The organism is uncultured Campylobacter sp., from assembly GCF_905372745.1.
In the GTDB taxonomy this organism is placed as follows: domain Bacteria; phylum Campylobacterota; class Campylobacteria; order Campylobacterales; family Campylobacteraceae; genus Campylobacter_A.
Window position 1 is genome coordinate 11134 of record NZ_CAJPQR010000025.1, and the last position, 21792, is coordinate 32925.

The 21792-nt window shown below is 47.1% G+C and carries 21 protein-coding genes and 1 tRNA gene; 1 reads left to right on the top strand and 21 read right to left on the bottom strand.

From position 1 onward, the window contains the following. Positions 1-35: 35 nt before the first annotated feature. From QZ157_RS07695 to QZ157_RS07795, 21 genes are all read right to left on the bottom strand, one after another. Positions 36-2831 carry a RecB-like helicase gene (locus QZ157_RS07695; RefSeq protein WP_295143950.1) on the bottom strand — a complete coding sequence of 932 codons (2796 nt, stop codon included), beginning with the start codon at positions 2829-2831 and terminating at the stop codon, positions 36-38. Next, positions 2828-5419, bottom strand: coding sequence for a PD-(D/E)XK nuclease family protein (locus tag QZ157_RS07700; protein ID WP_295143952.1), 2592 nt, complete (start codon positions 5417-5419; stop codon positions 2828-2830). Before QZ157_RS07700 ends, QZ157_RS07695 begins: the two co-directional genes overlap by 4 nt. A gap of 58 nt (positions 5420-5477) precedes the next feature. Further along, on the bottom strand, positions 5478-5948 hold the full coding sequence (locus QZ157_RS07705) for a FixH family protein (RefSeq protein WP_295143954.1): 471 nt from the start codon (positions 5946-5948) through the stop codon (positions 5478-5480). Continuing rightward, positions 5941-6615 (bottom strand): hypothetical protein, encoded by a 675-nt coding sequence (locus QZ157_RS07710; RefSeq protein WP_295143956.1) that lies wholly within the window; start codon positions 6613-6615, stop codon positions 5941-5943. The genes QZ157_RS07705 and QZ157_RS07710 overlap by 8 nt, the downstream gene beginning before the upstream one ends. A 106-nt stretch (positions 6616-6721) precedes the next feature. Continuing rightward, positions 6722-6823, bottom strand: a complete 102-nt coding sequence (locus QZ157_RS07715; RefSeq protein ID WP_241091345.1) for a hypothetical protein — start codon at positions 6821-6823, stop codon at positions 6722-6724. Between the two features lie 2 nt (positions 6824-6825). After that, the gene (locus QZ157_RS07720; RefSeq protein ID WP_295143959.1) at positions 6826-7035 is read right to left on the bottom strand and encodes a DUF4006 family protein; all 210 of its coding nucleotides are present in this window, start codon (positions 7033-7035) and stop codon (positions 6826-6828) included. Next, entirely contained in the window at positions 7036-7896 is an 861-nt protein-coding gene (locus tag QZ157_RS07725; protein ID WP_295143961.1) for a cbb3-type cytochrome c oxidase N-terminal domain-containing protein, read from the bottom strand. Next, positions 7896-8117 carry a cytochrome c oxidase, cbb3-type, CcoQ subunit gene (locus QZ157_RS07730; protein ID WP_002949110.1) on the bottom strand — a complete coding sequence of 74 codons (222 nt, stop codon included), beginning with the start codon at positions 8115-8117 and terminating at the stop codon, positions 7896-7898. The genes QZ157_RS07725 and QZ157_RS07730 overlap by 1 nt, the downstream gene beginning before the upstream one ends. An 8-nt stretch (positions 8118-8125) precedes the next feature. Further along, positions 8126-8791, bottom strand: coding sequence for a cytochrome-c oxidase, cbb3-type subunit II (gene ccoO / locus QZ157_RS07735; protein ID WP_295143963.1), 666 nt, complete (start codon positions 8789-8791; stop codon positions 8126-8128). Then, on the bottom strand, positions 8784-10265 hold the full coding sequence (gene ccoN, locus QZ157_RS07740) for a cytochrome-c oxidase, cbb3-type subunit I (protein ID WP_295143965.1): 1482 nt from the start codon (positions 10263-10265) through the stop codon (positions 8784-8786). Before ccoN ends, ccoO begins: the two co-directional genes overlap by 8 nt. A 95-nt stretch (positions 10266-10360) precedes the next feature. Next, positions 10361-11038, bottom strand: coding sequence for a response regulator transcription factor (locus tag QZ157_RS07745; RefSeq protein WP_122873278.1), 678 nt, complete (start codon positions 11036-11038; stop codon positions 10361-10363). Next, the gene (locus tag QZ157_RS07750) at positions 11035-12252 is read right to left on the bottom strand and encodes a PAS domain-containing sensor histidine kinase (protein ID WP_295143967.1); all 1218 of its coding nucleotides are present in this window, start codon (positions 12250-12252) and stop codon (positions 11035-11037) included. The genes QZ157_RS07745 and QZ157_RS07750 overlap by 4 nt, the downstream gene beginning before the upstream one ends. Then, entirely contained in the window at positions 12245-12916 is a 672-nt protein-coding gene (locus tag QZ157_RS07755) for a sulfite exporter TauE/SafE family protein (RefSeq protein ID WP_295143969.1), read from the bottom strand. The genes QZ157_RS07750 and QZ157_RS07755 overlap by 8 nt, the downstream gene beginning before the upstream one ends. 106 nt (positions 12917-13022) lie before the next feature. Continuing rightward, positions 13023-14141, bottom strand: coding sequence for a glutamine-hydrolyzing carbamoyl-phosphate synthase small subunit (carA, locus tag QZ157_RS07760; RefSeq protein WP_295143971.1), 1119 nt, complete (start codon positions 14139-14141; stop codon positions 13023-13025). Further along, entirely contained in the window at positions 14138-14689 is a 552-nt protein-coding gene (locus QZ157_RS07765) for a DUF507 family protein (protein ID WP_295143973.1), read from the bottom strand. Before QZ157_RS07765 ends, carA begins: the two co-directional genes overlap by 4 nt. Before the next feature lie 259 nt (positions 14690-14948). Continuing rightward, positions 14949-15578 (bottom strand): MotE family protein, encoded by a 630-nt coding sequence (locus tag QZ157_RS07770; RefSeq protein ID WP_295143975.1) that lies wholly within the window; start codon positions 15576-15578, stop codon positions 14949-14951. After that, complete coding sequence (locus QZ157_RS07775) at positions 15575-16003, bottom strand: flagellar export protein FliJ (protein WP_295143977.1); 429 nt, start codon at positions 16001-16003, stop codon at positions 15575-15577. The genes QZ157_RS07770 and QZ157_RS07775 overlap by 4 nt, the downstream gene beginning before the upstream one ends. A gap of 1 nt (position 16004) precedes the next feature. Further along, positions 16005-17255 carry an adenylosuccinate synthase gene (locus QZ157_RS07780; protein ID WP_295143978.1) on the bottom strand — a complete coding sequence of 417 codons (1251 nt, stop codon included), beginning with the start codon at positions 17253-17255 and terminating at the stop codon, positions 16005-16007. Further along, positions 17252-18121: an ATP phosphoribosyltransferase regulatory subunit gene (locus tag QZ157_RS07785; RefSeq protein WP_295143981.1), complete on the bottom strand. Its 870-nt coding sequence runs from the start codon at positions 18119-18121 to the stop codon at positions 17252-17254. Before QZ157_RS07785 ends, QZ157_RS07780 begins: the two co-directional genes overlap by 4 nt. Continuing rightward, complete coding sequence (locus QZ157_RS07790; protein ID WP_295143983.1) at positions 18108-20357, bottom strand: PAS domain S-box protein; 2250 nt, start codon at positions 20355-20357, stop codon at positions 18108-18110. Before QZ157_RS07790 ends, QZ157_RS07785 begins: the two co-directional genes overlap by 14 nt. Before the next feature lie 82 nt (positions 20358-20439). Beyond that, positions 20440-20537, bottom strand: a tRNA-Sec gene (locus tag QZ157_RS07795). Between the two features lie 92 nt (positions 20538-20629). Between QZ157_RS07795 and QZ157_RS07800 the strand changes: the two genes are divergently transcribed. Continuing rightward, positions 20630-21241 carry a BON domain-containing protein gene (locus QZ157_RS07800; RefSeq protein WP_295143985.1) on the top strand — a complete coding sequence of 204 codons (612 nt, stop codon included), beginning with the start codon at positions 20630-20632 and terminating at the stop codon, positions 21239-21241. The last annotated feature ends 551 nt before the right edge of the window (positions 21242-21792 follow it).

Here is a 21792-nt window from a genome sequence, read left to right on the forward strand (position 1 = left end):
AATGCACCTTACATATAGCTTAATTTAAGCTATATTTAAATATCAATGCTTCGAATTTCGTCCCGCAAAGCGTAAAATATCGCCGCCCTCACACTCAAATTCGGGTAAATTTGAGCCAATATTTTTTTATACTCCTCAACCTGCGCGATGTTTTCATCTATATTTTTATCGCTCGTTTTATAGTCGATCACGCATATTTCAGCTTCGCCAACGCAGAGCAGGTCAAGCTGTTTTAACGCACCCTCAAAGCGCAACGGCTGCTCTTTAAATGTCCTCTTCCCCTGCGTCATTTGCTTAAATTTAGGCTCGTTTATCAAATTTAGCCCGCGTGCGTAAATTTCATCCAGCTCGCCCTCGTCTAAAAATTTATAAAATGCGTTTCGCATCGAAATTTGTGCCGTTTTTAGCGAACTCTCGTCAAATTTTTCCGCCATTTCTAGCAGATAGTGCAGCGCCAGCCCGAAATAAATCGCCTTTTGATTTTTACCCTCGGATTTTGGCGTTTCATCTACGATTTGTTTTGAAATTTGAGCTAGTTTAATAGGCTCAAATTTGCCAGCTACACTTAAATTTCGCACCTTGCTAGGAGTCGGTTCGCCAAAGCTAAAATCGATCAAATCAAGATACTCTATAACCTCGCCGCTACTCTCATACGCCCCAAAAAAGCTCGGATTTCTGCCGTTGGCGCCAGTTTTTTTGATGATGATTAGTCCGCTGATCGCCCGAGTTAGCGCGACGTAGAGCTTATTCATATCCTCTTCGCGCTCGAGCCGCGCCGCTTTTTCTTTTAGCCTTGCAAACTCCTCGTCGATACACTGTTTTTTGACGTTGTGGCGCACCTGCCAGGAGCCCGTACCCGCATCGTATTCCGCGATGAAATTTGACCCATCGTGCCGCCCAGCGCCCATTTTATCGCACACGATCACGTTTTCAAACTCCAGCCCCTTTGACTTGTGGACGGTCATTATTTTCACACCCTCGCCGCTTTTTGCGCTCGCTTTTGCCTCAAATCTATCAAGATTATAGATAAACTCGGTCAAATTTGAATACGGCTGTGCTAGCTCAAGTAGTCGCAAAACGTCCGCGTCGCTCATATCTACGCCGAGCCTGCCCGCTAGATAGTGCAAGCTCTCAAGCGCCGATTTTTGCGGATTTACGCTTAGTTTTACGGCATTTACGTCAAGGATCGCCTCGGTATTTAGCTTGTAAATTCGCTCGCCGAATAGGCAAAATTTAGCGTATTCCACTACTGCGCGCGCGTTTTTGCTCGCTAGTAGCGGCATCACACCCTCGCTCACGCTTTTTACGCCCACCTCGCTCAGCAAATTTGAGATTTTATTTATATCGTCGTTTTTCCAGCAAAGCACGGTGATATCATCTTCTCGGACCCCTTTTTCAAGCAGAAATTTAACCTGCTGCGCCGCCTCTACCGCCACGTCATCGCCGCTGCTTACCCGCACGAAGCCAAGATCGTCCTCCTGTGCCTCAAAATACGGCATCTCGCCTACCAAATTTACCCGCTCGCCCTCTTTTTCGGGCGTTCTTTGCGGTTTAAAATTTTCGATCTTGCCCGCAAATACGGCGTTCGTAAATCTAACCAACGCCTTTTTACTACGGTAATTTACCTCCAAATTTTGAGCTTTGATCTGAGGAAAATCGCGCATCAGCTTGCCGAAAAGCTCCTTTTTGCCGCCGCGGAAACGATAAATACTCTGCTTTACGTCGCCGACGTAAAAAAAGCTGCCAAGCCCGTTTTGTCCGTATCCGGCGACGATTTCTTCGATGAGCGGACGCATGATCTCGTACTGCGCGACGTTGGTGTCTTGAAACTCGTCGATGAGCAGGTGATTTATCCGTCCGTCGAGCCTAAAATAAAGCATCTGCGCGTCCGTCTCGCCGCCCCTTAAAAGCTCGTAAACTAGGCGCGTCACGTCGCTAAATGCAAGCGAATTTAGTCTTTTGTTTAGCGAGATTTTGCACTCTTTATAGATTTTTAAAAATCTAGCCAGTTCGGCGATTTTATACTCCTCTAGCTCGTCAAAATACTGTTTTAACCGCGCTTTTAACTCAAAAAACATCCCATCAAGCTCCGGCGTATAAATTTTAGAAAACGTGCGATAATCAAGGCTCGCGCGCGACATAAACGAGCGAGCCAATATTTCGCTCGGGCTGCCCTCTTTCACGGCGCTTTGGGCATCTTTGCCGCCGCCTCTAGCTAGGACGTATTCGCGCATATTTTTTAGCGCTTCTGCAACGCCGCTTTCGTTTGGAAACGCCGCATTTTCGCTGCTTTTTAGCTCGCCGAAATTTTCATAAAACATCTCCAAACTCTCAAAAAAACTACTCTGGCTGCGCTCGGCCGTCGCTATCAAATTTGCAAGCGCTTTTAGCAACCGCATATCCTTGCTCACGCTCGCAACGAACTCGCCCCGTTGCAGTTCGTTTAAATTTTCGCTCACTTCAAAATCCGCGCTTAGTCCCAAATTTAAGCAAAAGCTGCGCAGGATGCCAACGAAAAACGAGTCAAACGTGCCAATTTTTAGATCACTTTCTAAAAAATGAGTCGCCCGAGCGTCGCGCATGGCTAAAATTTCATCCCTGCCCGCGCCCAAAATTTGCTCCAACTCGGCTAGCTCTGCGCCCTTTTCCTCGAGCCGCAAAAAGGTCTGCACGATGCGCTCTTTCATCTCGTTTGCGGCCTTTTTGGTAAAGGTTAGCGCCGTGATCTCGCGCGCGTCGGCGCCTAATAGCAAAATCGCGATAAAACGCACGCTAAGCGCAAAGGTCTTGCCGCTGCCCGCACTCGCCTCAAGGGCCAAAAACGGCTTCATAGCTCGCCTTTCACTAAAATTTTATAGTCTTCGTATTCGCTCATCGCGCCCTTGGCCTCCCCAAAATTTATCGGCGTGTTGTTGATGGATTTTAGCTGCTCGATCGCCTCCGCAAGCACGTCTAGATCGGCTTCGCTAGCGACTAGGTTCATGTTATCTTTTAGATCGTAAAAGTACCCCTCGCAAGGCCTACCCACGAGCGCCTCGTAAAAGGGCAGCTGCAAGGATTTGGCGTCAAATTTTCCGCTTTTATAATCAATCACCGCTAGCTCGCCGCCGCGCTGGTCTATACGGTCGATTTTGCCCGTTATGCGCACGCCCGCAAAGACGCTATCAAGCTCTTTTTCAAGCCCCTGCACGCGCCATCCCGCCTCATATCTGGCGTCCTCTAGCTGCTTAAATTTCTCCATCTTTATCATCGTTATCTCGCGCTCTAGCGGCGGCATGTTTAGTTCCCTTAGCACCGTTTCAAATTTAGCGAGGTCAAACCTCTCAAATTTAGAGTAATACTCAAAAAGCGCCCTATGTAGCGAGTTGCCAAAGTCCGCCGTGGACGTCGTTTGCGGCATTACGGACGGCTTTACGTTCAAAATATATCTGTAATAATACCGCCGCGGGCACTGTAAATAGGTATTTAGTCTGCTAAACGAGAGCGGGATAGCGAAAAAATCGTGCTTTACGATGATATCCTGCTCGAAAATTTTAGGCTTTGCGGGCGTTTTTCGAGTAAATTTTATAAAATTTAGCGCTCGTGGGTTTTGGCTCGGCGTTTCGTTTTGCGCAGCGTTTTCGTCAAATTTATCGGTAGAATTTGCGTCCGAATTTAGCTCGCCCTCCGCGTCAAATTCAAACAAACTCCGCTCTTTGGCGATTTTTGCTTGTTTAGGTTTAGCCTCGTTCCTTTCGTCAAGATGCGGGCTCATCTCGGCCTCAAATTTTTGCTCATCTGCAAAACCGACCTTTGCGTCAAATTCGCCGTTAAACAGCGCCGCATAGCTCTCGTCGCTAAATCTCGCGTCCTCCACGGCGTTAAATTCGCCGAGAAATCTCGACGCGATTTTCTCCTCGTTTGCCGCGTAGCATATCGCCGCTTTTTTCGCGCCGCCAATTAGGCTCTCGTAGTAAAATCTCTGCAAATTTTCGCGGTCGACGTAGCCGATGAGGCCCGCCTTTTGGCGCACGCGCGAGCTCAAAAACATCTCGTTTACGCTGCGCTTTGGCACCAAATCGTCGTTAAAATCAAGCACTATGACGCCATCAAATTTTAACCCGCGACTCTCTAAAACGCCCATGACGCCGATCTTGCCGCCACCTACGTGATCAAGCCTAAGCCTAGCTAGCTTTATCAAAAATATCTCGCAAATTTGACGTAGCGTAAAGCTAAAATATCGCGCCAAACTCTGAGCGTAAAATAGCTCCTCGCGCGTTTTTTGCGCGGCGGCGTAGTCGCTTTCAAGCGCCAAAATATCCTCCATAAGCGCCCTAAAATCCTCAAACGAACAAGGCACTTCAAAACCGTTTTTAAATTTCTCAAACAGCTCGCCGCTAACGCCAAATTCATGCAGATTAAACTCAAATTCGTTGAAATTTTTATAGTTATCTTTGCTCAAATTTACGCGGATTTTGTCGTTTATCGCGGTTGCTATGCACTTTAAAATTTGAAAAAACCGCGTGCGGGTAAAGCTCTCGCCCATCGCGAAGTTAAACATCTTGCCGCGGTCGTGCAGGCGCAAGATCTCGGCAAAACTCTCGTCAGGCAAGATAACGGCGATGTTTTCGGGCTTGATACCCTCAGCGACGAACTCGCTAGCCTTTGCCATCGCATAGGCCGCTTGCAGGCTTCTAGCGCTAAAGCTTCTTTTTAAAACGAGCGGATTTTTGCGCACGGAGCCAGTTTTTCTTAGCTCGCGCGTGCTCAAATTTAGCTCAAATTCGCAGTAAAGGCTAAACTCGCTCGCCTCAATGCCAGAAATTTCAGCCAGTTTTGAGATCAGTTTTTTGTTAAATTTGCTGGTTTGAAAGATGATTTTTAGCGTCGTTAGTTTTGCGATCTCGCCAAACAGCTCCCACTCAAATTCGCTTAAAAAGCCGTCCACTTCGAGATTTATCTCGCGAAATTCCCTCACAAATCCGCCGTTTAACTCATAAATCTCAGGCAGCACGATACCGTCGTATAGATTTTCGGCCGCGAGCAGCTCCTTATAGCGCGCGAGCACCGCCTCGAGGATACCCAAATGCTCCTCGTAATCGGCGTAAATGTCGCTAAATTTTAGATCCGCCACGCTCTTTTTGCTGATGGCTAGCTCCTTAAAAAAGCTAAAAAGATAGTCGTTGTTTTTCAAAAACGCGAAAAACTCCGACGGGATACGCAACCGCTCGGAGGCCTCTCTCACGCTCGCGCAGGCTCGCTGCATCAGCACCAGCGCGTACGCCTCGTCCGCCTCAAAGCGCCCCGGCACCAGCACGGCTTTTTGCTCAAACTGCGCTATCGTCATGGCTTTTGGCACGAGTTCGTTTTGAAATTGCGCGTTAAATTCGCGAATTTTTCGCGAGTTGGTAAAGATATAAAGTTTGTCTAAATTTTGCATAGAAGCTCTTTGTTTTTTGGCGAAATGATAGCCCAGAGCGGCTGAAAATCAAAGAAAACTAGCGCGCTTCGAAGTTAAATTTATAAAAGCCGGTGTCGTTTGCGTCGGAGATTTTTAGTAAAATTTGCCATCTGCCTTTTTTTGGGAGCGTTACGGGCTGCGTTTTTAAAATTTGCCCGTCAAATTTGACGTCTAAATTTTGATTTTGCTCGTTCGTCGCGGGTCTGGTTAGTAAAATCTCGTGCGTGAAATTTGGCGCTACCGAGCCGTTTTTAGGCGCGACGGCGATACCAAAATATCCGTTTAGTCCGTCAAATTCGGGATTGAAATTAAGATCGTATTTGGCGTCAAACCTGCGCTGACTAGCCTCGATCTCGTTTATATTTTCATCGACGTTTTGGTAGCGCTCAAAGTAAAAACCGTCCATCTCTACGGGGTTTTTGACGGCCAGAATAATGGTCGCTACGCAGGAGGCGACTATCAAAATAAGCGCGGTAACGATAGCGTGAGGCCAGTAGTTTTTAGCCATTTTTCCTCCTAAATTTTCTAAACGCAGCGACGCAAACGACGAGAGCGATAGAGCCGTAGATGAAAATTCTAAACGCATCTAGCGTACGGCGGTTTTGGCTACCGACCGCGTTTTGCAAGCTCACGCCTTTGCTCGCCGCGATCTGTTCGGCAAGATCGGCGTAGCCGTTTAGCACGGCGGCGTTAAAGATATCTTTGCCGTTTTTGGACGCTAAAATCGGCAAAATAGAGCCGGAGCTTGGATACGGGCTTAAAATTTTCTCTTTATCAAAAAGCTTTAGCGTCTCGGAGTCGGCAAAAATTTCCACCTTATGCTCCGTTTTAGCAAGCATCAAAAGCGCGTAAGGCGGAGTCAAATTTAGCTGCGCGGCCGCTTCTTTTAGCGTTTTGCCCCCTAGGTTCTCATAAACCGCGACCCCCGCAAATACGCCGCTTTTGCTCGCTAGCTCCTCGCCTAAAACCGCGATTTTCTCGCTCACGGCCTGGCTTAGGATGTTTTGATTTACTAAAACTATCTCGCGAGGCAAATTTGAACCCTGCAAAGTCGCCGCGCCGTAAAAAAGAAAAAGTAAAAAGATAAAAAAGGCGCGCGCCAAATTTGCAAATTTGAGCGCGAGGAAGCGGCAAAGGATAGTTAAATTTGAGCGAGTAGAATTTATAAGCTTCATCGGCCAAGTTGAGCATTTTCGAGCAAAAAGCAAAGCGCGTCGCTAGGATTTAGGCGTAAAATTTGAAAAGAGGCGGCCGAGTTTGCGCCTCTTGATTTATCAAATTTCATCCCACAAAAAGATGATTTGGCGTTAGCACCGCCCACGCCGTAAATACCGCCGCCGCAATGAGTCCCGCGACGATAAATTTCTCCAAAATCGCTTGCATATTTACTCCTTTACGCGCACTTGTTTGGCGTTATCCGCGCTTTTCATCTTTAGCTCGGAGGCGTTTAGCGAGTAAGGCTTTTGCGCGACTTCTTGCTGCAGCTTGATCGCGTAGTACGTGAGTGCCGCCAGGATCGCTAGCAGCAGTCCGGTCGCGATGAGCAGCCCGGTCACTCCGTGTAGGCCAAAAACATTTCGATTCGTGTTTTCCATTTATTCTCCTTTAGAAAGCGAGATGACGTACTCGCCGACGGCTTTTTGCTGCAAAGCGTTTAGCCTGCCGTCGCTAAATTTAGGCATCGTACCGATAGCGCCCTTTTTACCGCGCTGCAACACGTCCTCGACAAACTCGGCCGTGCCGTATTTAGATAGATCGGGAGAGTTACCCTCCATGCCTTTGCCGTCCTCGCCGTGGCAGGCTGCGCAGGTCGCAAAAAGCTCCTTGCCGCTAGCTACCAAATTTTCGTTTTTAGTCTTTTTTATACCCGAAATTTCCTTAGCGATGTAGGCCGCGATCGCCTTTGCGCCTTCTTCGTCCGCCATACCCGCAGGCATCTCGCCCATCGGGTACTCAAGGCCTTTTGAGCCGTTCATTATCGTATCATATATCCCCTCTTCGCTACCCCATTTGGAAAGGTCTGCGGCCTTGCCGTTTATACCGTCGCCGGTTATGCCGTGGCAGGAGGAACACTGCACCAAAAACACGCTCTCGCCCATCGCGTGAAGCGTCTTGGCGTCCGGATTTGCGAAACTCTTTTCAAATTTAGCGTTTGCGGCGGCGACTTCTTCGTTGTATTCGCCGATTTGCGAGTAGGAGTTTACCGGATAGCCGGCGATCATATACCACAAGGCCCAGACGATGCATATCGCATAAACTATCGCCCAGCCCAGCGGTACGGGATTTTTGTACTCGCCTATGCCGTCCCAGCTATGCTCGCTTAGCTCGGCATCCGGTTTTGCTACCTTCATCTGCCCGACCAAGCGACTCACGATGAAAACCGTGGCCAAAACGATGGCAATAGCTCCGATAAGCCCCAGTAAATTTACGTTATCTTCTAAATTAAACCATTGCATTATTTTTCCTTTTTAGCGTTTTGCTCTATGGACGCAGACTCTAAAATTTCCTCGTCGATACCGTCTTTTAGGGCGAGGTCGGAGTATCTTTCGTAGTTTCGCCTGCCGCTCTTTTCGGATCTATACAGATGAAAATAGTACCCGTAAAGAAGCGCGGCGCACACGGCTAGAAAGATAAAAGCTCCGTATCCTTGGATATCTCTTAGAGTCTGCGCATCCATAAATTTGCCTATTTTAAGCTATTTAGATAGGCTATGAGCGCCACTATCTCGCGGATCTCTCCGCGCTCAAAGGCCTTTTTGACCTCTTCATCCTTCATCTCTTCAACTATAGCGGCGGCTTCTTCTTTGGCGGCCGCTTGCGCTTCCTCGTAGGTGCCGAGTTTTGGCATGCCCTCTACGTCGTACGGTACGCCAAATACCTTTTTCGTCGTTACCGCTTCGCCGTATGCCGTCTCGATGTCGGCGTTGTTGCTAAAGTGATGCTTATAAGAAGGCATTATAGAGCCCGGCACCACAGAGGTCGGCTCTTTCATGTGATTTTCGTGCCAGTCGGTGGTGCGGTAGTTACCCACGCGCCAAAGGTCGGGGCCGGTCCTCTTTGAACCCCAAAGATGCGGGCGGTCAAACGCATACTCGCCGCTAAGCGAATACATGCCGTATCTATCGGTCTCGGCCTTAAAAGGGCGAATTTGCTGCGTATGGCAGGCGTTACAGCTATCTTTCATATACACGTGTTTGCCCGCAAGCTGTAAAACCGTCGGCGGCTTGGTGCCCTCAAGCGGCCTAGCTCTGTTGGCAAAATCAGGCAAGATCTCGATCACGCCCGCATAGGCGATAAATATAAAAACCATAACCGCGAAAAAGAAGGGATTTTTTTCTAACCAACTAAACATTAGCAACCTCCTTTATGCCCGCAGGACTCGCGCTTAGCGGCTCTTTTTCGAGCAATTTGGCGCCAAAACTCTTGTAAATATTATAAACAAAGATAAAAAATCCAAGCAGATATAGCAGTCCGCCCACGGCTCTGATCCAGTAGTACGGCACTATGTTTATCACCGTATCGATAAATGAATAGGCTAAATTTCCGTATTCATCCGTCGCGCGCCACATCATACCCTGAGTGATGCCCGCGATCCACATCGATGAAAAATAAAGCACTATGCCGATAGTCTGTATCCAAAACTGAGTTTCCATCAAGGATTTCGAGTAAATTTCGCGTTTAAATACGCGAGGCGTCATGTGATAAAGCGCCGCCATCGTCATAAAGCCGACCCAGCCTAGCGTACCGTCGTGCACGTGGCCCGGCACCCAGTCGGTAAAGTGCGCTAGAGCGTTTACTGATTTGATCGCTAAAATCGGTCCTTCAAGAGTCGAAAACATATAAAACGTTGAGCCTAAAATCATAAATTTGATAAGAGGATTTTCTCTAAGCTGCTGCCACTCGCCGCGCATCGTTAGAAGCATATTTATCGCAGATCCCCAAGACGGCAGTATCAAAACCACCGAAAACACGGAGCCCATCGTCTGCATCCAATCAGGCACCGCAGAGTAGATCAGATGGTGTCCGCCCGCCCAAAGATAAAGGAACATGAGGCTCCAAAACGAGAAAATAGAAAGCTTGTAGGAAAATATCGGCTGACCGCTCTCTTTAGGGAGGAAGTAGTAAATTTGAGCGATTATCGGCACGGTAAACACGAACGCCACGGCGTTATGCCCGTACCACCACTGCACTAGCGCATCGTTCGCGCCCGCATACATAGAAACCGAGTGCCACCAGTTGCCATATCCCGAAACCAGCTTGGTCGGTACGGCCATGTTGTTAAACAAATAAAGCATCGCGATACCTAAAAACGTCGCGATAAAATACCAAACCGAGATATAAAGCGTCCTCTCGCGGCGGATACCGATAAGACCGAATATACTAACGCCCCAAAGCACCCAAAGCACGACCACGCCGATATCTAGCGGCCACTCTAGCTCGGCGTACTCTTTTGACGTGCTAACGCCGGCAAGTAGGCTAAACACGCCGCCTGCCATCACCAGCATATATATCCAAAAGTGCAGCTTGCCTACCGCCATCAAAAACGGCGACTCGCTCATCGAGACCTTCAAAACCCTCTGTCCGATGTAGTACCACGTCGCAAAAACGCCCGAAAGCATAAATCCAAATATCACGCCCGCCGTGTGTAGCGGTCTTAGGCGGCTAAAGGTGCCGTATTCGCCCGCGAGATAGTTTAAGTCCGGGTACGCCATCTGAAAAGCTATGAAAACGCCGACGCTCATACCGACTATCCCAAACAGTATCGTCGCGAACATAAAATACTTGGCGACCGTGTAGTCGTAGCTTAGCGCCCTGTCTAGTCGCATTGATATCCTCCTTTGTTTATTTTGTTATTAGATTGTTATTTTATTAGATTTTTAGTGTAAAATCGCTTAACCGACCTAAATTTGCGTTTCAAATTTTACTTTTTCAGCTCGATTTTATAGCCAAGACCCGGCGAGTTTTTGATGAGACCGGCGCCCACTTTATCGCGTATTCGTTTGATAAATGTCCTAACGGCCGGATCGTTTACCTTTTCGCCAAACCATACCACGTTTCTGATCTCCTCGGTTAAAACAAGCGTGCCGATACGTTTAACCAAAAGCGAGATAAAGGCCAGCTCTTTTTTGGTTAGCGCAATCTCGACGCCGTTTTTTACGAGCACTTTTTTGGTTTGATTAAACGAATATCCGCCCGAAATATCGATGATATCGGCGCCTATGATTTTAGTTTTTACGATCTGTTCCAGCACGACGAAAAGCTCATCCATATCGATAGGCTTGATGACGTATTTATCGATGCCAACGTCGATAGCTTTGAGCAGTTTTTCCTTTTCGCTATACGCGCTTAGGATCACTACCGGCGTGTTTTTTGAGAACTCTTTTATCTGCCTTGACATCTCAAGCCCGTCCATGATAGGCATCATGATATCAGCTATCACGATGTCGGGGCTAAATTTTTTAAATTTCTTAAGACCTTCGTCGCCGTTTGAGGCCGATATGACCTTTTGAAATACGCCGCCGAAAACCTCTTGCATAGACTCCCTTATACTATCCTCGTCCTCGACTAGCAGTAGCGTTAGCTCTTTAAAATTTTTCATTTTCCATCCTTTAGCGGCAGTTTTATCTCAAATTCCGCTCCAAATTTTACGTTTTTAGCGCCGGTGCTTCCGCCGTGATTTTTGACTATGCTTTTTAGCATATATAGACCGATGCCAGTACCCGCGCTCGGGTGCTTCGTGGTAAAATACGGCTCGAAAATCTTATCCATTATCTCCTCTTTTATACCGCCGGCGTTATCCGTTACTCTTATGATAGCAAATTTATCCTTTGTTTCTAACGTTAGCGTTACTTTTTTATCGTCTTTTTTATTTGCCAGCGCATCTTTTGCGTTAGAAAGCAGGATAATCACGGCCTGACACAGCTGCGACTCAAATCCGTAAATTTGACCCTCGCTTTTTAGCTCTAAATTTACGTCTATGCCCTCTTTTTCGTAGGTTCCCTGCACCATCTTTAGCGCGTTTTCTACCGCAGACGAGGGCAAGAAAAGTCCCCTCTCGCGCTCGACGCTAAAAAAGCTTCTAAAATCCTCGATCGTCTGCGACATGCCTTTTATCACGCGTTTTGCGTGCTCGTAGCCGGCCTCGAATTTCTCGTTTGCTTTGACGCTCTCTTTTAGTTTAAAAAGCGTGATGCTAAGCTCGTTTAGCGGCTGGCGCCACTGGTGAGCGATGTTTGCGATCATCTCGCCCATCGAAGCTAGACGCGACTGCAAAAAGAGCATTTTGGTCTTTTCCTCGTTTTTCTTGATCTGGGCTTTTACCAAATTTTCTAGATTTTGATTTAAATTTACGAGCTTGGCCGTCTGCTCGGCGACCCTGTTTTCGAGACTTTCGTTTAAATTTAACAGCTCTTTTTTCGTCTTTTCAAGCTCGTTGTTTAAATTTATCACGTCCGTCACGTCGTATCTAATCGCAAGAAACTCCTCGATCTGCCCGCTTAAATCCAAAATCGGTATGATAGTCGTGTTTAGATAGACGTCGCGGCCATCCTTGGTGCGATTTCTTATCGTACCTTTGTGTACTTTTTTGGCTAAAATCGTATCCCAAAGCCGCGCAAAAACCTCCTTTGGCACCTCGGAATGACGCACGATGTTGTGATTTGCGCCGATTAGCTCCTCGCGCGTAAAGCCAGACATCTTGCAAAACTCGTCGTTTACGAAGGTGATAGTGCCGTTGGTGTCGGTTTTTGAGACGATATTGCTGGTCTCGATAGCCTCTTGATACTGCCTGAATCTTTCTTTGATGTTATCCATTGCTCGCCGTAAATCCTATAAAAGATAGATAAATTCCGTAAATTATTATCGCCGCACCGCTTAAATTTAACGCATGTTTTTTAAATTTTTCGCTCACAGCCTTTAAAACCAGCGCGTAAAAACTCATCGCAAAAAAGCTAACCGCGCCAAACGTAGCCGCGATCGCCGCGCCCTTTGCCCCGCTGCCGCTAGCTACTGCTAAAGCTAAAAAATAATAAACCATTCCGCACGGCAGCAGCCCGTTTAAAAACCCGAGCGCTAAAAACCCCGGCACGCTATTTTTAGCGATCGCAGCTTTCATTTTTTCGTTTAAAATTTTGGATAAAAATGCGTTTTTCTCGATGAAATTTAACACCGCTCCGCGCCCAATGAGCGCGACGCCCAAAACCGCCATAAAAACGCCGATAGCAAAAAACAGGTAGCCTCGCGCCGCAAGAGATAGCGTAAATACGCCGCCAAACGACCCGAAAATAAAGCCAAGTAGCATATAAGCGCAAATTCTAGCTAGGTTATATCCCGCTATCATCGCCGCGCTAAAAATTTTACCTTTGCCGCTCAAAAACCGCGCGAGCAAGAGAGCAAAACCGCCGCACATACCCGCGCAGTGGCCTACCGAGCTAAGCGCCGCGACGCTCAAAATCGAAACAAACTCCGCGCCGCTCATCAAATTTGACCGTCAAATTTCATTTGCGAATTTTAGCCGCGCTGAGGTTAAATTCGGCTCGCAAATTTAACCCTAAATTTTGCTCAAATTTGACCGCGACTAGCAACTATAAAATTTCTAAAAATTGTTTAAAGATATATTTGCTCTCGCTCGGTCCGCCGCTAGCCTCGGGGTGATGCTGCACCGAAAATACCGGATAATCCTTGTATTTCACGCCTTCGATCGTGCCGTCGAAAAGATTTCTATGCGTGATCTCGGCGACCTGTGAGATCTCCTCGGGAACGTTGTAGTTGTGGTTTTGCGCCGTTATCTCGACTGCTTTGGTTTGCAAATTTAAAACCGGGTGATTTGCGCCGTGCTGACCGAATTTTAGTTTGTACGTCTCAAAGCCAAATGCATTGCTAAGCAGCTGATGACCTAGGCAAATGCCAAAAATCGGCATCCTAGCCTCGATCAGCTTTTTTATCTGCGCGATCTCGTTTTTTAGGGCTTTGGGTTCGCCCGGGCCGTTTGAGAGAAACACGCCGTTTATCTCGCCTTTGTTAAATTTAGCGATGAGCTCGTCTGCTTGCACGTCGTGCGGGTAAATTTGCGTCTCAAGACCAGTTTCGCAAAGCTCGTTTAGGATGTTTCGCTTCACGCCGTAGTCGATGACGGCGACCTTTTTTCCGTTTGCTTTTAGCGCGGAGTAGGCTTTGCTCGCGTGATCCCAAGCGCCATTTTCGTGAGCGTAAATTTGCTCGGTGCTTACCTTTGCGACGTAGTTTATCTCTGAGATTCTAGGCGAGTTTTCTAGCAGTTTTTTTAGCTCTTTTTCGTCTGAAATTTCAGTCGAGATAACTGCGTGAAGCGCGCCGTTATCGCGTAGCATCTTGGTTAAAAATCTCGTGTCGATACCATAAATGCCAAATTTGCCTTGCTCTTTGAAAAACTCTTCCAAGCTTTTTTGCGAGCGGAAATTTGACGGCGTAGAGTTAAAATCCCTCATCAAAACGCCGCTAGCGTGAATTTTCGTGCTCTCCATATCGTCTTCGTTTACACCTACTATGCCGATTTCTGGCATCGTAAAGACGATAAACTGCCCCGCGTAGCTAGGATCGCTCATGATCTCTTGATAGCCGGTTAGGCTTGTATTAAAGACCATTTCGCCGCTAGCCGTACCGCTCGCGCCAAAGGCCTTCGCCTGCAAAAAAACGCCGTTTTCAAAGTAGATATAAGCTCTCACAGCATGCCTCGTTTTCTTAGCTCGTCCTCGTAGAGCCGCTCAAATACGATGTCGTACTCCTCGGTGCCGGGGATCAGCTTGCGCTTGTAGCCGTCGATCTTATCGATAACTACGTCTTGTAAAATTTCATACGTTTTTAGGTACTCTTCGATTGAGCCATAGATGATATTTTTGATACGATTTTCGGAGACCGAGTAGTCGATGAGTCCCTTTTTCCAAGCGTTTTGTAGCACGAGATGAGCGACGTTGCTAAAGCGATCTTCGTAAGAAAGGATGACGCCGTACTCTTTGGCCAGCTTTTTTTTCACGAGCCAAAACATATTTTTTCTATCGACTTGCATGCTCTCCATATCGTCTTCGTTTTGAGCTAGTACCTCGTTTACGCGCTCTTCAAGCGCTTTTTCTTTTTGTAAATCGTCATCTAAAATTTCTTTCGCGCATGCCGCTACCGGCTCCACTCCGCGCGTTAAATTTACGAATCCGGACTTTAATAAATCAATAGCGATTTTGTGCGCGATGTAGGGTGTGTGTGGGAGTTTTATACGCATTTTTACCTCTCTTTTTGGGCTTGATTTTAACCAAAATTTGGTAAGAAATACCTAAAATCTCACGGAGTTTTTGTTTTGGCGGGCGTTTGTTTTTAGTAAAACTTAAATCCAAATTTGACGCGCGGATAAAAGCAATTTTGACGTTTTTAAGACTGGATATTAGTTAAATTTAGGCTTTAGCGTTAAATTTGACCGCAGTAAATTTTAGGTCAAATTTAGACGCGAACTAAGATAAATTTAGAGCACCTCGGCTCTAAATTTACAAATTTAGCAGATTTCCAGCCGGGCCGTCTGGCGAGGTCGGAGAGACCTCTTGCGTTACGTTTTTTTCAGCCTTTATAAACGGCGGCCCTTGCTTGATTAAAAGCGTGATCTCAGACGCCGCGGTAGGCTCCATTTTAGCCATTATCGCAGAGATTTTTTTAGGGCTTAGCGAGTACATGATGCTAGCCGCGTCCGCCCTATCCATCGCGCTTAACACGTCGGCGGCGGCTTGATCTTTCATCTTGCCGTAGGTTTCGCCGACCTTGTCGCTAGTCATCGTTTTTAGCTCTTTTAGGATTTCGTCGTTTTTCTTTATCAGCTGCTCGGTCTGCTTTTTTTCCTCTTGCGCGCGGGCTAGAGTCGCATTTATCTCGGCCTCTTTGACGGCTAGTTTGGCGTTTCGCTCCTCAAAAAGCGCCGCCGAACTCGCTCTAAAAGCCTCCAAAGCCTGCCTTGCTTCGTCTATTTTAGCAAGCTCTCTTTTTAGCTCGTCTTTTCTGGTTTCAAAGATCGAAACACAGTCCACCGGGATCTTAAAGCCGCTTTGCGCCGGGCTTTGAACATTTGCGCCGTTTGCGCCCCAAACGCATAAATTTAAAGTTATTAAAATCAAAAATTTTTTCAAGCCTTCGCCTCTTTTTGCCTTGTAAAATTCATCGTCGCAAACTCGTCCAGAGCCGCCGCTTCGGCCTTTTTTATCTTTTCTATTTGCGCGCTAAAGTCCTGCGTTTGCAGGTATTTCATCTTCTCGTACTCTAGATTGGCCGCCTTGTACTGCCGCTCGAGGTGTGCGATGTTTTTTTTCATTAGTTCGAGCCGCTCGGTTAGCAGATTCTTTTCTCGCCGCATCGCGCCCAGAAGCTCGAGCGATCCGCGCAGATCGATCGCAGAGCCGCTTGAAGGCATTTCAAATTTTGAAATTTGCTCTGTAGCCTGCGCTATGAAGCCCTCTATCATCGCCGCTTCGTTTCTGGTTCTTGCTAAATTTAGCTCGATTTTGTCTAAATTTCGCTTTTTTATATTTACGATTTGCGTAAATTTGCTTTTCATCTTAGCGGACTATCGTGTCTTCGCGCTCCGGGCTAGTAGATACTATGCCGACTTTTACGCCCGTGATCTCCTCGATGCGTTTGATAAAGGCCTTTGCATTTGCGGGAAGATCGTCAAATTTACGCGCCCCTTCTACCTTATCCCAGCCCTCAAGCTCCTCGTAGACCGGCTTTACGCCCTCCAAATCGCTTGGGAAATACTCGATTATCTTGCCGTTTTTCTCATAGGCTTTGCAAATTTTTACCTTTTTAAAGCCGTCTAAAACGTCAAGCTTCATCAACGCAAATTTATCCACGCCGTCAAGCCTCGCCGCATATCTCACGCCGACTGCATCAAACCAGCCCGTACGGCGCGGTCTGCCAGTCGTTGCGCCGTATTCGCGTCCGATATCGCGTATCTTTTCGCCGTCCTCGCCCATATCCTCGGTCGGGAAGGCGCCGTTGCCAACGCGCGTGGTGTAGGCTTTGATGATACCGATCACCTCGCCGACGTTTTTATGGCTTAGTCCGATACCGCTGCAGCTGCCTGCGGTTACGGTGTTTGAGCTAGTTACGAAAGGATACGTGCCGTGATCGATGTCTAGCAGCGTGCCCTGCGCTCCTTCGAGTAAAATTTTCTTATCCGCGTCTATAGCTTCCCAAACCATGTGCGTGGTATCTACTATAAATTTACCCAGCGCCGCCTCGTAACTCTTTAGCTCGCCCAAAAGCTCCTCGCGAGCAGGCGCTTTGACGCCTAAAACGTCTAAAAACGCTTTATTTGCCGCAAAATCGGCCAAGATCGCATCGCAAAGCTTTTCGGGATTTTTTAGCTCTCCTACGCGGTGTCCGCTACGGCTGATCTTGTCGCTATACGCAGGCCCTATGCCCTTGCCTGTCGTGCCGATAGCGTGTGCGCCTTTGGCCTTTTCTTTGGCTTGGTCGATTTGAGCGTGATAAGGCAAATTTAAATGCGCCTTGTCGCTGATAAACAGCCGCCCCGATACGTCTCCAAACTGCTTTAGCTCTTCGATTATCTCGGCCGGGCAGAGCACGACGCCGTTGCCGATGATGTTGATTATATTTTTATGAAGTATGCCTGATGGAACCTGATGCAGCGCGATTTTCTTGCCCTCTACGACGATCGTGTGACCCGCGTTGTGCCCGCCTTGACACCTGCACACCATATCGTAGCCGCCGCTTAGCAGATCTACGATCTTGCCCTTGCCTTCGTCTCCCCACTGCACGCCCACTATCACGTCAGCCTTGCTCATACTCTCTCCTTTTGATCTAAATTTTCGATTAACGCGTCGGTATATACGCCAAATCCGCTGCTTTTGATGCCTTCTATCTCGTAGTTGCCGCCGCCGCTTAATACGGCATTGCCGCCTAAAAATCTAAAAAACAGCTTGTCATAATACCGCATCTTTGAATAATATAACGGAACAATTCTTAAATTTTCATATTTTACCGCTTGGGCTAGCTCTTTTATCTCAAGCAACGCGGTTTTTATCTCGTTCGGTACTATCGGCAAAATCTCGTCGATGCCCTCGACCGTATTTACGAAGGCTAGCCTTTTTAGCCACTCCTCGTTTTGATTTAGGATTTTTTCGATCTCGCCGTGCTCAAATATCGAAATAGGCAAATTTAAGAGCCTGCACACGATCTGCGGGATCGCGATGTGGCTGATTTGCAGCACGGGCGCTAGGTCAAACGACGCAAAAAGCTCCTTTGCGATCTTGACGCTAGTAGCCAGATCGCTCTCACCGATTAGCTCGGCGCCGATTTGATAAATTTCGACGCTCGGATACTTAAAAACCGGCTGGATATAAAACCAGCGTTTAGGCTCGGTGTCTTTTAGGCGTCTAAGCACGATACGCACGACGTCCACGGTGCTATCGGCGCGCAGGCTGATTTGGTGATTTTCGTGATCGCTAAAGCGCACTAGAGCCGTGGGCTGCACGCTTAGGTGCTGATGATACGAGAAAAAGGGCGTCACGATCTCGTGAAATCCGTTTTTTTCCAAAATTTCGCTCGCCGCGCGCTCGATCTTTCTTTTTAGTTTCGCGCTTTGTCCGAAATACAGCCTCGTGCCGCTCGGTATCTCGTGCTCATAGACGTTAGCGTCAAATTCGCTCACTCTTGCTCCTTTGCTTTTGATTCGTTTCGGTCGCTCCAGGCTCTCTCCACGGTAGCTCGTGAAACGCCGCGACGAAATACGCGGGCTTGCCGCCCTCAAAAATCGTAACTATACTAAGCCGCTCTAGATAAATTTCGCCGTTTTTGCGCTTGTTATAAACCTCGCCGCTATAAAAGCCGTTTTTTAGCAGGCTTTGCCACATATTTTCGTAAAATTTAGCGTCGTGTACGCCCGATTTTAATAAATTCGACGGCTTGCCGACGACCTCGCTCTTCTCGTATCCGGATACTTTGCAAAAAGCGTCGTTTACGCCGGCAAAAGTTCCGTCTAGCAAGACCGTAGCCACGCCCTCGCTAGAGTTTGCCAAAAGGCGCAAAATCGCCTCGCCGCGCAAGCCTTGTCCGCTTGATAAACTAGACGCCGCGCCTTGTAGCGAGATTAGATTTCGCGATAAATCGCATTCGATAAAATATCCGATCGCCTCGTCGATATTTTTGCCGTCTTGCGAGATAAATTTGACGAAAATATCGCACTTTACGCTCTCTAAATTTTTCCTCATCAACCTGCAAGGCTGCAAGCTCTCAAACTCCTTTTTGCGCAAATTTGCGCCGTAGAGTCTAAATTTGATATTAAATTCGTTTAAAAATTTATCCAAATCATCCGGATGAATGATGTTTTTAAAGTCAAAATCCGCGGCAAGCATCTCTGCTGGCCTATAGCCCAAAACGCGCTTGATGCTATGCGAGACGCCCGATACAGCGCCTACTAGCCCGCCTTTCCACGCGACGCTAAATGCCGGCGAATGCTCGCTCATCAAATCTTCCTTCGCCGCGTTTTTCTTTAAAGCGTCGCTTTGCGTAACGTCTTCTATCACGCAAAAGCCGATCTTTTCGCCGCCGCTAAGCTCGTAGTTTTGTTTGCGGATGCGTATTTGTCTAGTTTGGCCGTCCGCCGCGATACGGCTCGTTTCGTAAATTTGCGCGCCGTCTTCTTGCAAAATTTTGATTTGAGCCAAATCTGGCGCGTTTAGCAGGGTTAAATTTTTGCCCTTTATCTCCTCCGCGCTAAGTCCGTAAAATTCGCACGCCTTCGCGCTAGCCTCTAGTATCTCGCCGCTTTTTGCGTCGATTAAAAGCAAGATAAAAGGCCCTTTTTCAAACAAAAATCCAAACTTACTCGAGTATCTCTCAAGAGCCGCCTTGCTCGCCTCGCGCTCGTCAAAAAGGCTCTTTACGTCACTTGCTATCTGCTCAAAATCATCTATATCGCCGAATTTTAAATACCCGCTTATCTCCTCGCCGCGTCTTGCTTTTTTCGTTAAATTTTTGATGACGTAGATGGGCTTTACGACGTTTTGTTTCATAAATTTAGCGTAAAATAGCGTAAAGAGCGAACCCGCGCCCAAAAATACGCCGCAAACTAGCAGAAAAATTAAATTTTCGCGCACGAGTTTGTTTAAGGGATAATAAGACACGGCCGCAACGCCTTCGTTAGGCACTTTTGCCGCGAGATAGATGTCTTTTTGCGGCGAATTTAGCGCAAATTTTATCCCTCCGCCAATGTAATCGGCAGGCGCGCCGTATACGTCAAATATCTTTTTACGCTCCAAAACCAGCTCCGTATCGCCGTGAAAAAGTATCTCGCCGTCGTCTGAGACGACAAATGATTTCGCGCCGCCAAAGCCGCGATTGTTGGTTAATTCATCATAAATGAAAGAATAATTTATCAGTACTGCTAAAATCTCTCCGCTACTCATCTTTATCGCGGTAAATCTCGATGCGGAGTCGCTTTTATCAAGGGCGAATTTAGAGCGCAGAGTCTCGCCCGCTTCCGCGTCCGCCCAAGGCTTAGATGCGAAAAAACCTCTATATTTCGCGCCTAGTTTCTCATCGGTCGTAAATTTTATCTCGCCGTTTTTATCGGCTATAAAAAACGCGACGTATTCCGTGCTATTATTTAAAGAAAATTCAAATACCGTCTTAACGTCGGCGGCATTTGCGGCGAGGTATTTTTCTATCAGCCTTAGCTCCGAATCGGCAGCCGCGAAACGCTCGGACAAAAAGTTGCTAAAATAAGCGTTCTGGGCGTAAATTTCGCCTTTTACGTCTTCAAATTTCAAATTTACGCCAAAGCCGGCCACGCAGATTAATGCGGCGATAACGATAAAATTTACCATATATATCTTGCTTAAAACGGCGTAAGAAAGGGCATTTTTATCGAGATTAGACTTAGCCAAAAGAAAAACCTTAAATTAATTTTACATAAACGGCTTATTGTAGCTGAATTTTGCTTGTTTTAAGATAATAAACGTAGAAGTTTGGCGAGAGGATGAGAGAATCGAACTCCCCGCGAAGCGGTCAACCGCCCCGCCATCGGATTTGAAGTCCGCGGACGCCACCAGATCGCCTTATCCTCCGCATTTTTAGATGACGATGGCGATTATAGCCAAATTTATATAAATTTTAGTTTGATTTTTATAGTATTTAGGCAAAATTTTATAGGCTCGCGATGGATTTTAGGCTCTTTTTACGGCAAATTTTACGCGCTCTCGCGTTTTTGGCTCCCGCTATTTTTTTGGGCGGATGCTTAGAGTATTTCACCACCGTGACGCCGCTAACGGGCATAAACGTATACGACGCCTATCAAGTGAGCCAAGACGAGCGGGGCATCTACTCCATAGCCAAAGATAAAATCGTAAAAACCAAAATTCAGACTAAAATTTTTGGCACGAGCGGCCTTAGCAACCTAAACGTGGACGTGGAGAGCTTTTACGGCGACGTCTACCTCATCGGCGTCGTACCGGATGCCGAGCACAAAGAAAAACTCGTGGAATTAGCCAAAAATACAAGCGGCGTAAATAAAATCTATACGTATATACGCTTCCCCAAAGACGGCGGCGAATGCGAAGGCAACCTCGCCATAATGCTAAATTTAAAAAATAATCTTTTTAAAGACAGCATAATAAGCGGTACGAGCGTGAGAGTGAGTGTTGTGCAGTGCAACGTCGTATTTACGGGCATCATAACCGACATCGAGCAGGAAAAACACGCGATATGGTACGCCAAGCACATTAACGGCGTGCGCGACGTTTACTCATTTTTGAAGATTTTTAAGGATTAAATTCGCCGCTTTAAAGCGCTAAATTTCGTATCTGCGGGCGCAGGCGAAGTTTGCGGGCAGATACGCTCTAAAGCTTAGCGAGCAAGCAAAGCCGCAAAAAGCGTTGTAAGCGGTAGATGCGCCGTAAACTCATGCAGGTAGCGCACGCTCCTAGCGCCCGGCAAATTTTGCGCGCTAATTCGCCCGTTTTAACCGCGGTTTTTGGCTGCGGCAGCTAAATTTAGACCGCCGTTTAGTTATCAAACCAAGCTAGACTAAATTTGACGTTTAAATTTAAAGGTTTTAACTCGCGCGCCGTAAGCATAAAATTTGACGTTTAAATTTAAGTTTTAAACAGCCAAAATAAGCAACCGACTCGCGCGTACGTTTAGTAAAATTTAGCCGAATTTGCCTAGCTAAACTAGGCTAGAGAAACGAATAAGCCAGGCAAAAACGCTGCGGCGCGGTTGATGAGCAGCCGAAAAAACGCAGAGTCTAGCGGGCTAATTTAAATTTTACGCGCCAAGACCCGTCTTTAAGATGCTAAATTTGGTTTGGTTAAATTTAAATAC

What these genes read in the sequence shown, in the direction of transcription:
- QZ157_RS07695 (WP_295143950.1), bottom strand. Translation starts at nt 2,831, where the DNA reads ATGAAGCCGTTTTTGGCCCTTGAGGCGAGTGCGGGCAGCGGCAAGACC.
- QZ157_RS07700 (WP_295143952.1), bottom strand. Translation starts at nt 5,419, where the DNA reads ATGCAAAATTTAGACAAACTTTATATCTTTACCAACTCGCGAAAAATT.
- QZ157_RS07705 (WP_295143954.1), bottom strand. Translation starts at nt 5,948, where the DNA reads ATGGCTAAAAACTACTGGCCTCACGCTATCGTTACCGCGCTTATTTTG.
- QZ157_RS07710 (WP_295143956.1), bottom strand. Translation starts at nt 6,615, where the DNA reads ATGAAGCTTATAAATTCTACTCGCTCAAATTTAACTATCCTTTGCCGC.
- QZ157_RS07715 (WP_241091345.1), bottom strand. Translation starts at nt 6,823, where the DNA reads ATGCAAGCGATTTTGGAGAAATTTATCGTCGCGGGACTCATTGCGGCG.
- QZ157_RS07720 (WP_295143959.1), bottom strand. Translation starts at nt 7,035, where the DNA reads ATGGAAAACACGAATCGAAATGTTTTTGGCCTACACGGAGTGACCGGG.
- QZ157_RS07725 (WP_295143961.1), bottom strand. Translation starts at nt 7,896, where the DNA reads ATGCAATGGTTTAATTTAGAAGATAACGTAAATTTACTGGGGCTTATC.
- QZ157_RS07730 (WP_002949110.1), bottom strand. Translation starts at nt 8,117, where the DNA reads ATGGATGCGCAGACTCTAAGAGATATCCAAGGATACGGAGCTTTTATC.
- ccoO (WP_295143963.1), bottom strand. Translation starts at nt 8,791, where the DNA reads ATGTTTAGTTGGTTAGAAAAAAATCCCTTCTTTTTCGCGGTTATGGTT.
- ccoN (WP_295143965.1), bottom strand. Translation starts at nt 10,265, where the DNA reads ATGCGACTAGACAGGGCGCTAAGCTACGACTACACGGTCGCCAAGTAT.
- QZ157_RS07745 (WP_122873278.1), bottom strand. Translation starts at nt 11,038, where the DNA reads ATGAAAAATTTTAAAGAGCTAACGCTACTGCTAGTCGAGGACGAGGAT.
- QZ157_RS07750 (WP_295143967.1), bottom strand. Translation starts at nt 12,252, where the DNA reads ATGGATAACATCAAAGAAAGATTCAGGCAGTATCAAGAGGCTATCGAG.
- QZ157_RS07755 (WP_295143969.1), bottom strand. Translation starts at nt 12,916, where the DNA reads ATGAGCGGCGCGGAGTTTGTTTCGATTTTGAGCGTCGCGGCGCTTAGC.
- QZ157_RS07765 (WP_295143973.1), bottom strand. Translation starts at nt 14,689, where the DNA reads ATGCGTATAAAACTCCCACACACACCCTACATCGCGCACAAAATCGCT.
- QZ157_RS07775 (WP_295143977.1), bottom strand. Translation starts at nt 16,003, where the DNA reads ATGAAAAGCAAATTTACGCAAATCGTAAATATAAAAAAGCGAAATTTA.
- QZ157_RS07780 (WP_295143978.1), bottom strand. Translation starts at nt 17,255, where the DNA reads ATGAGCAAGGCTGACGTGATAGTGGGCGTGCAGTGGGGAGACGAAGGC.
- QZ157_RS07800 (WP_295143985.1), top strand. Translation starts at nt 20,630, where the DNA reads ATGGATTTTAGGCTCTTTTTACGGCAAATTTTACGCGCTCTCGCGTTT.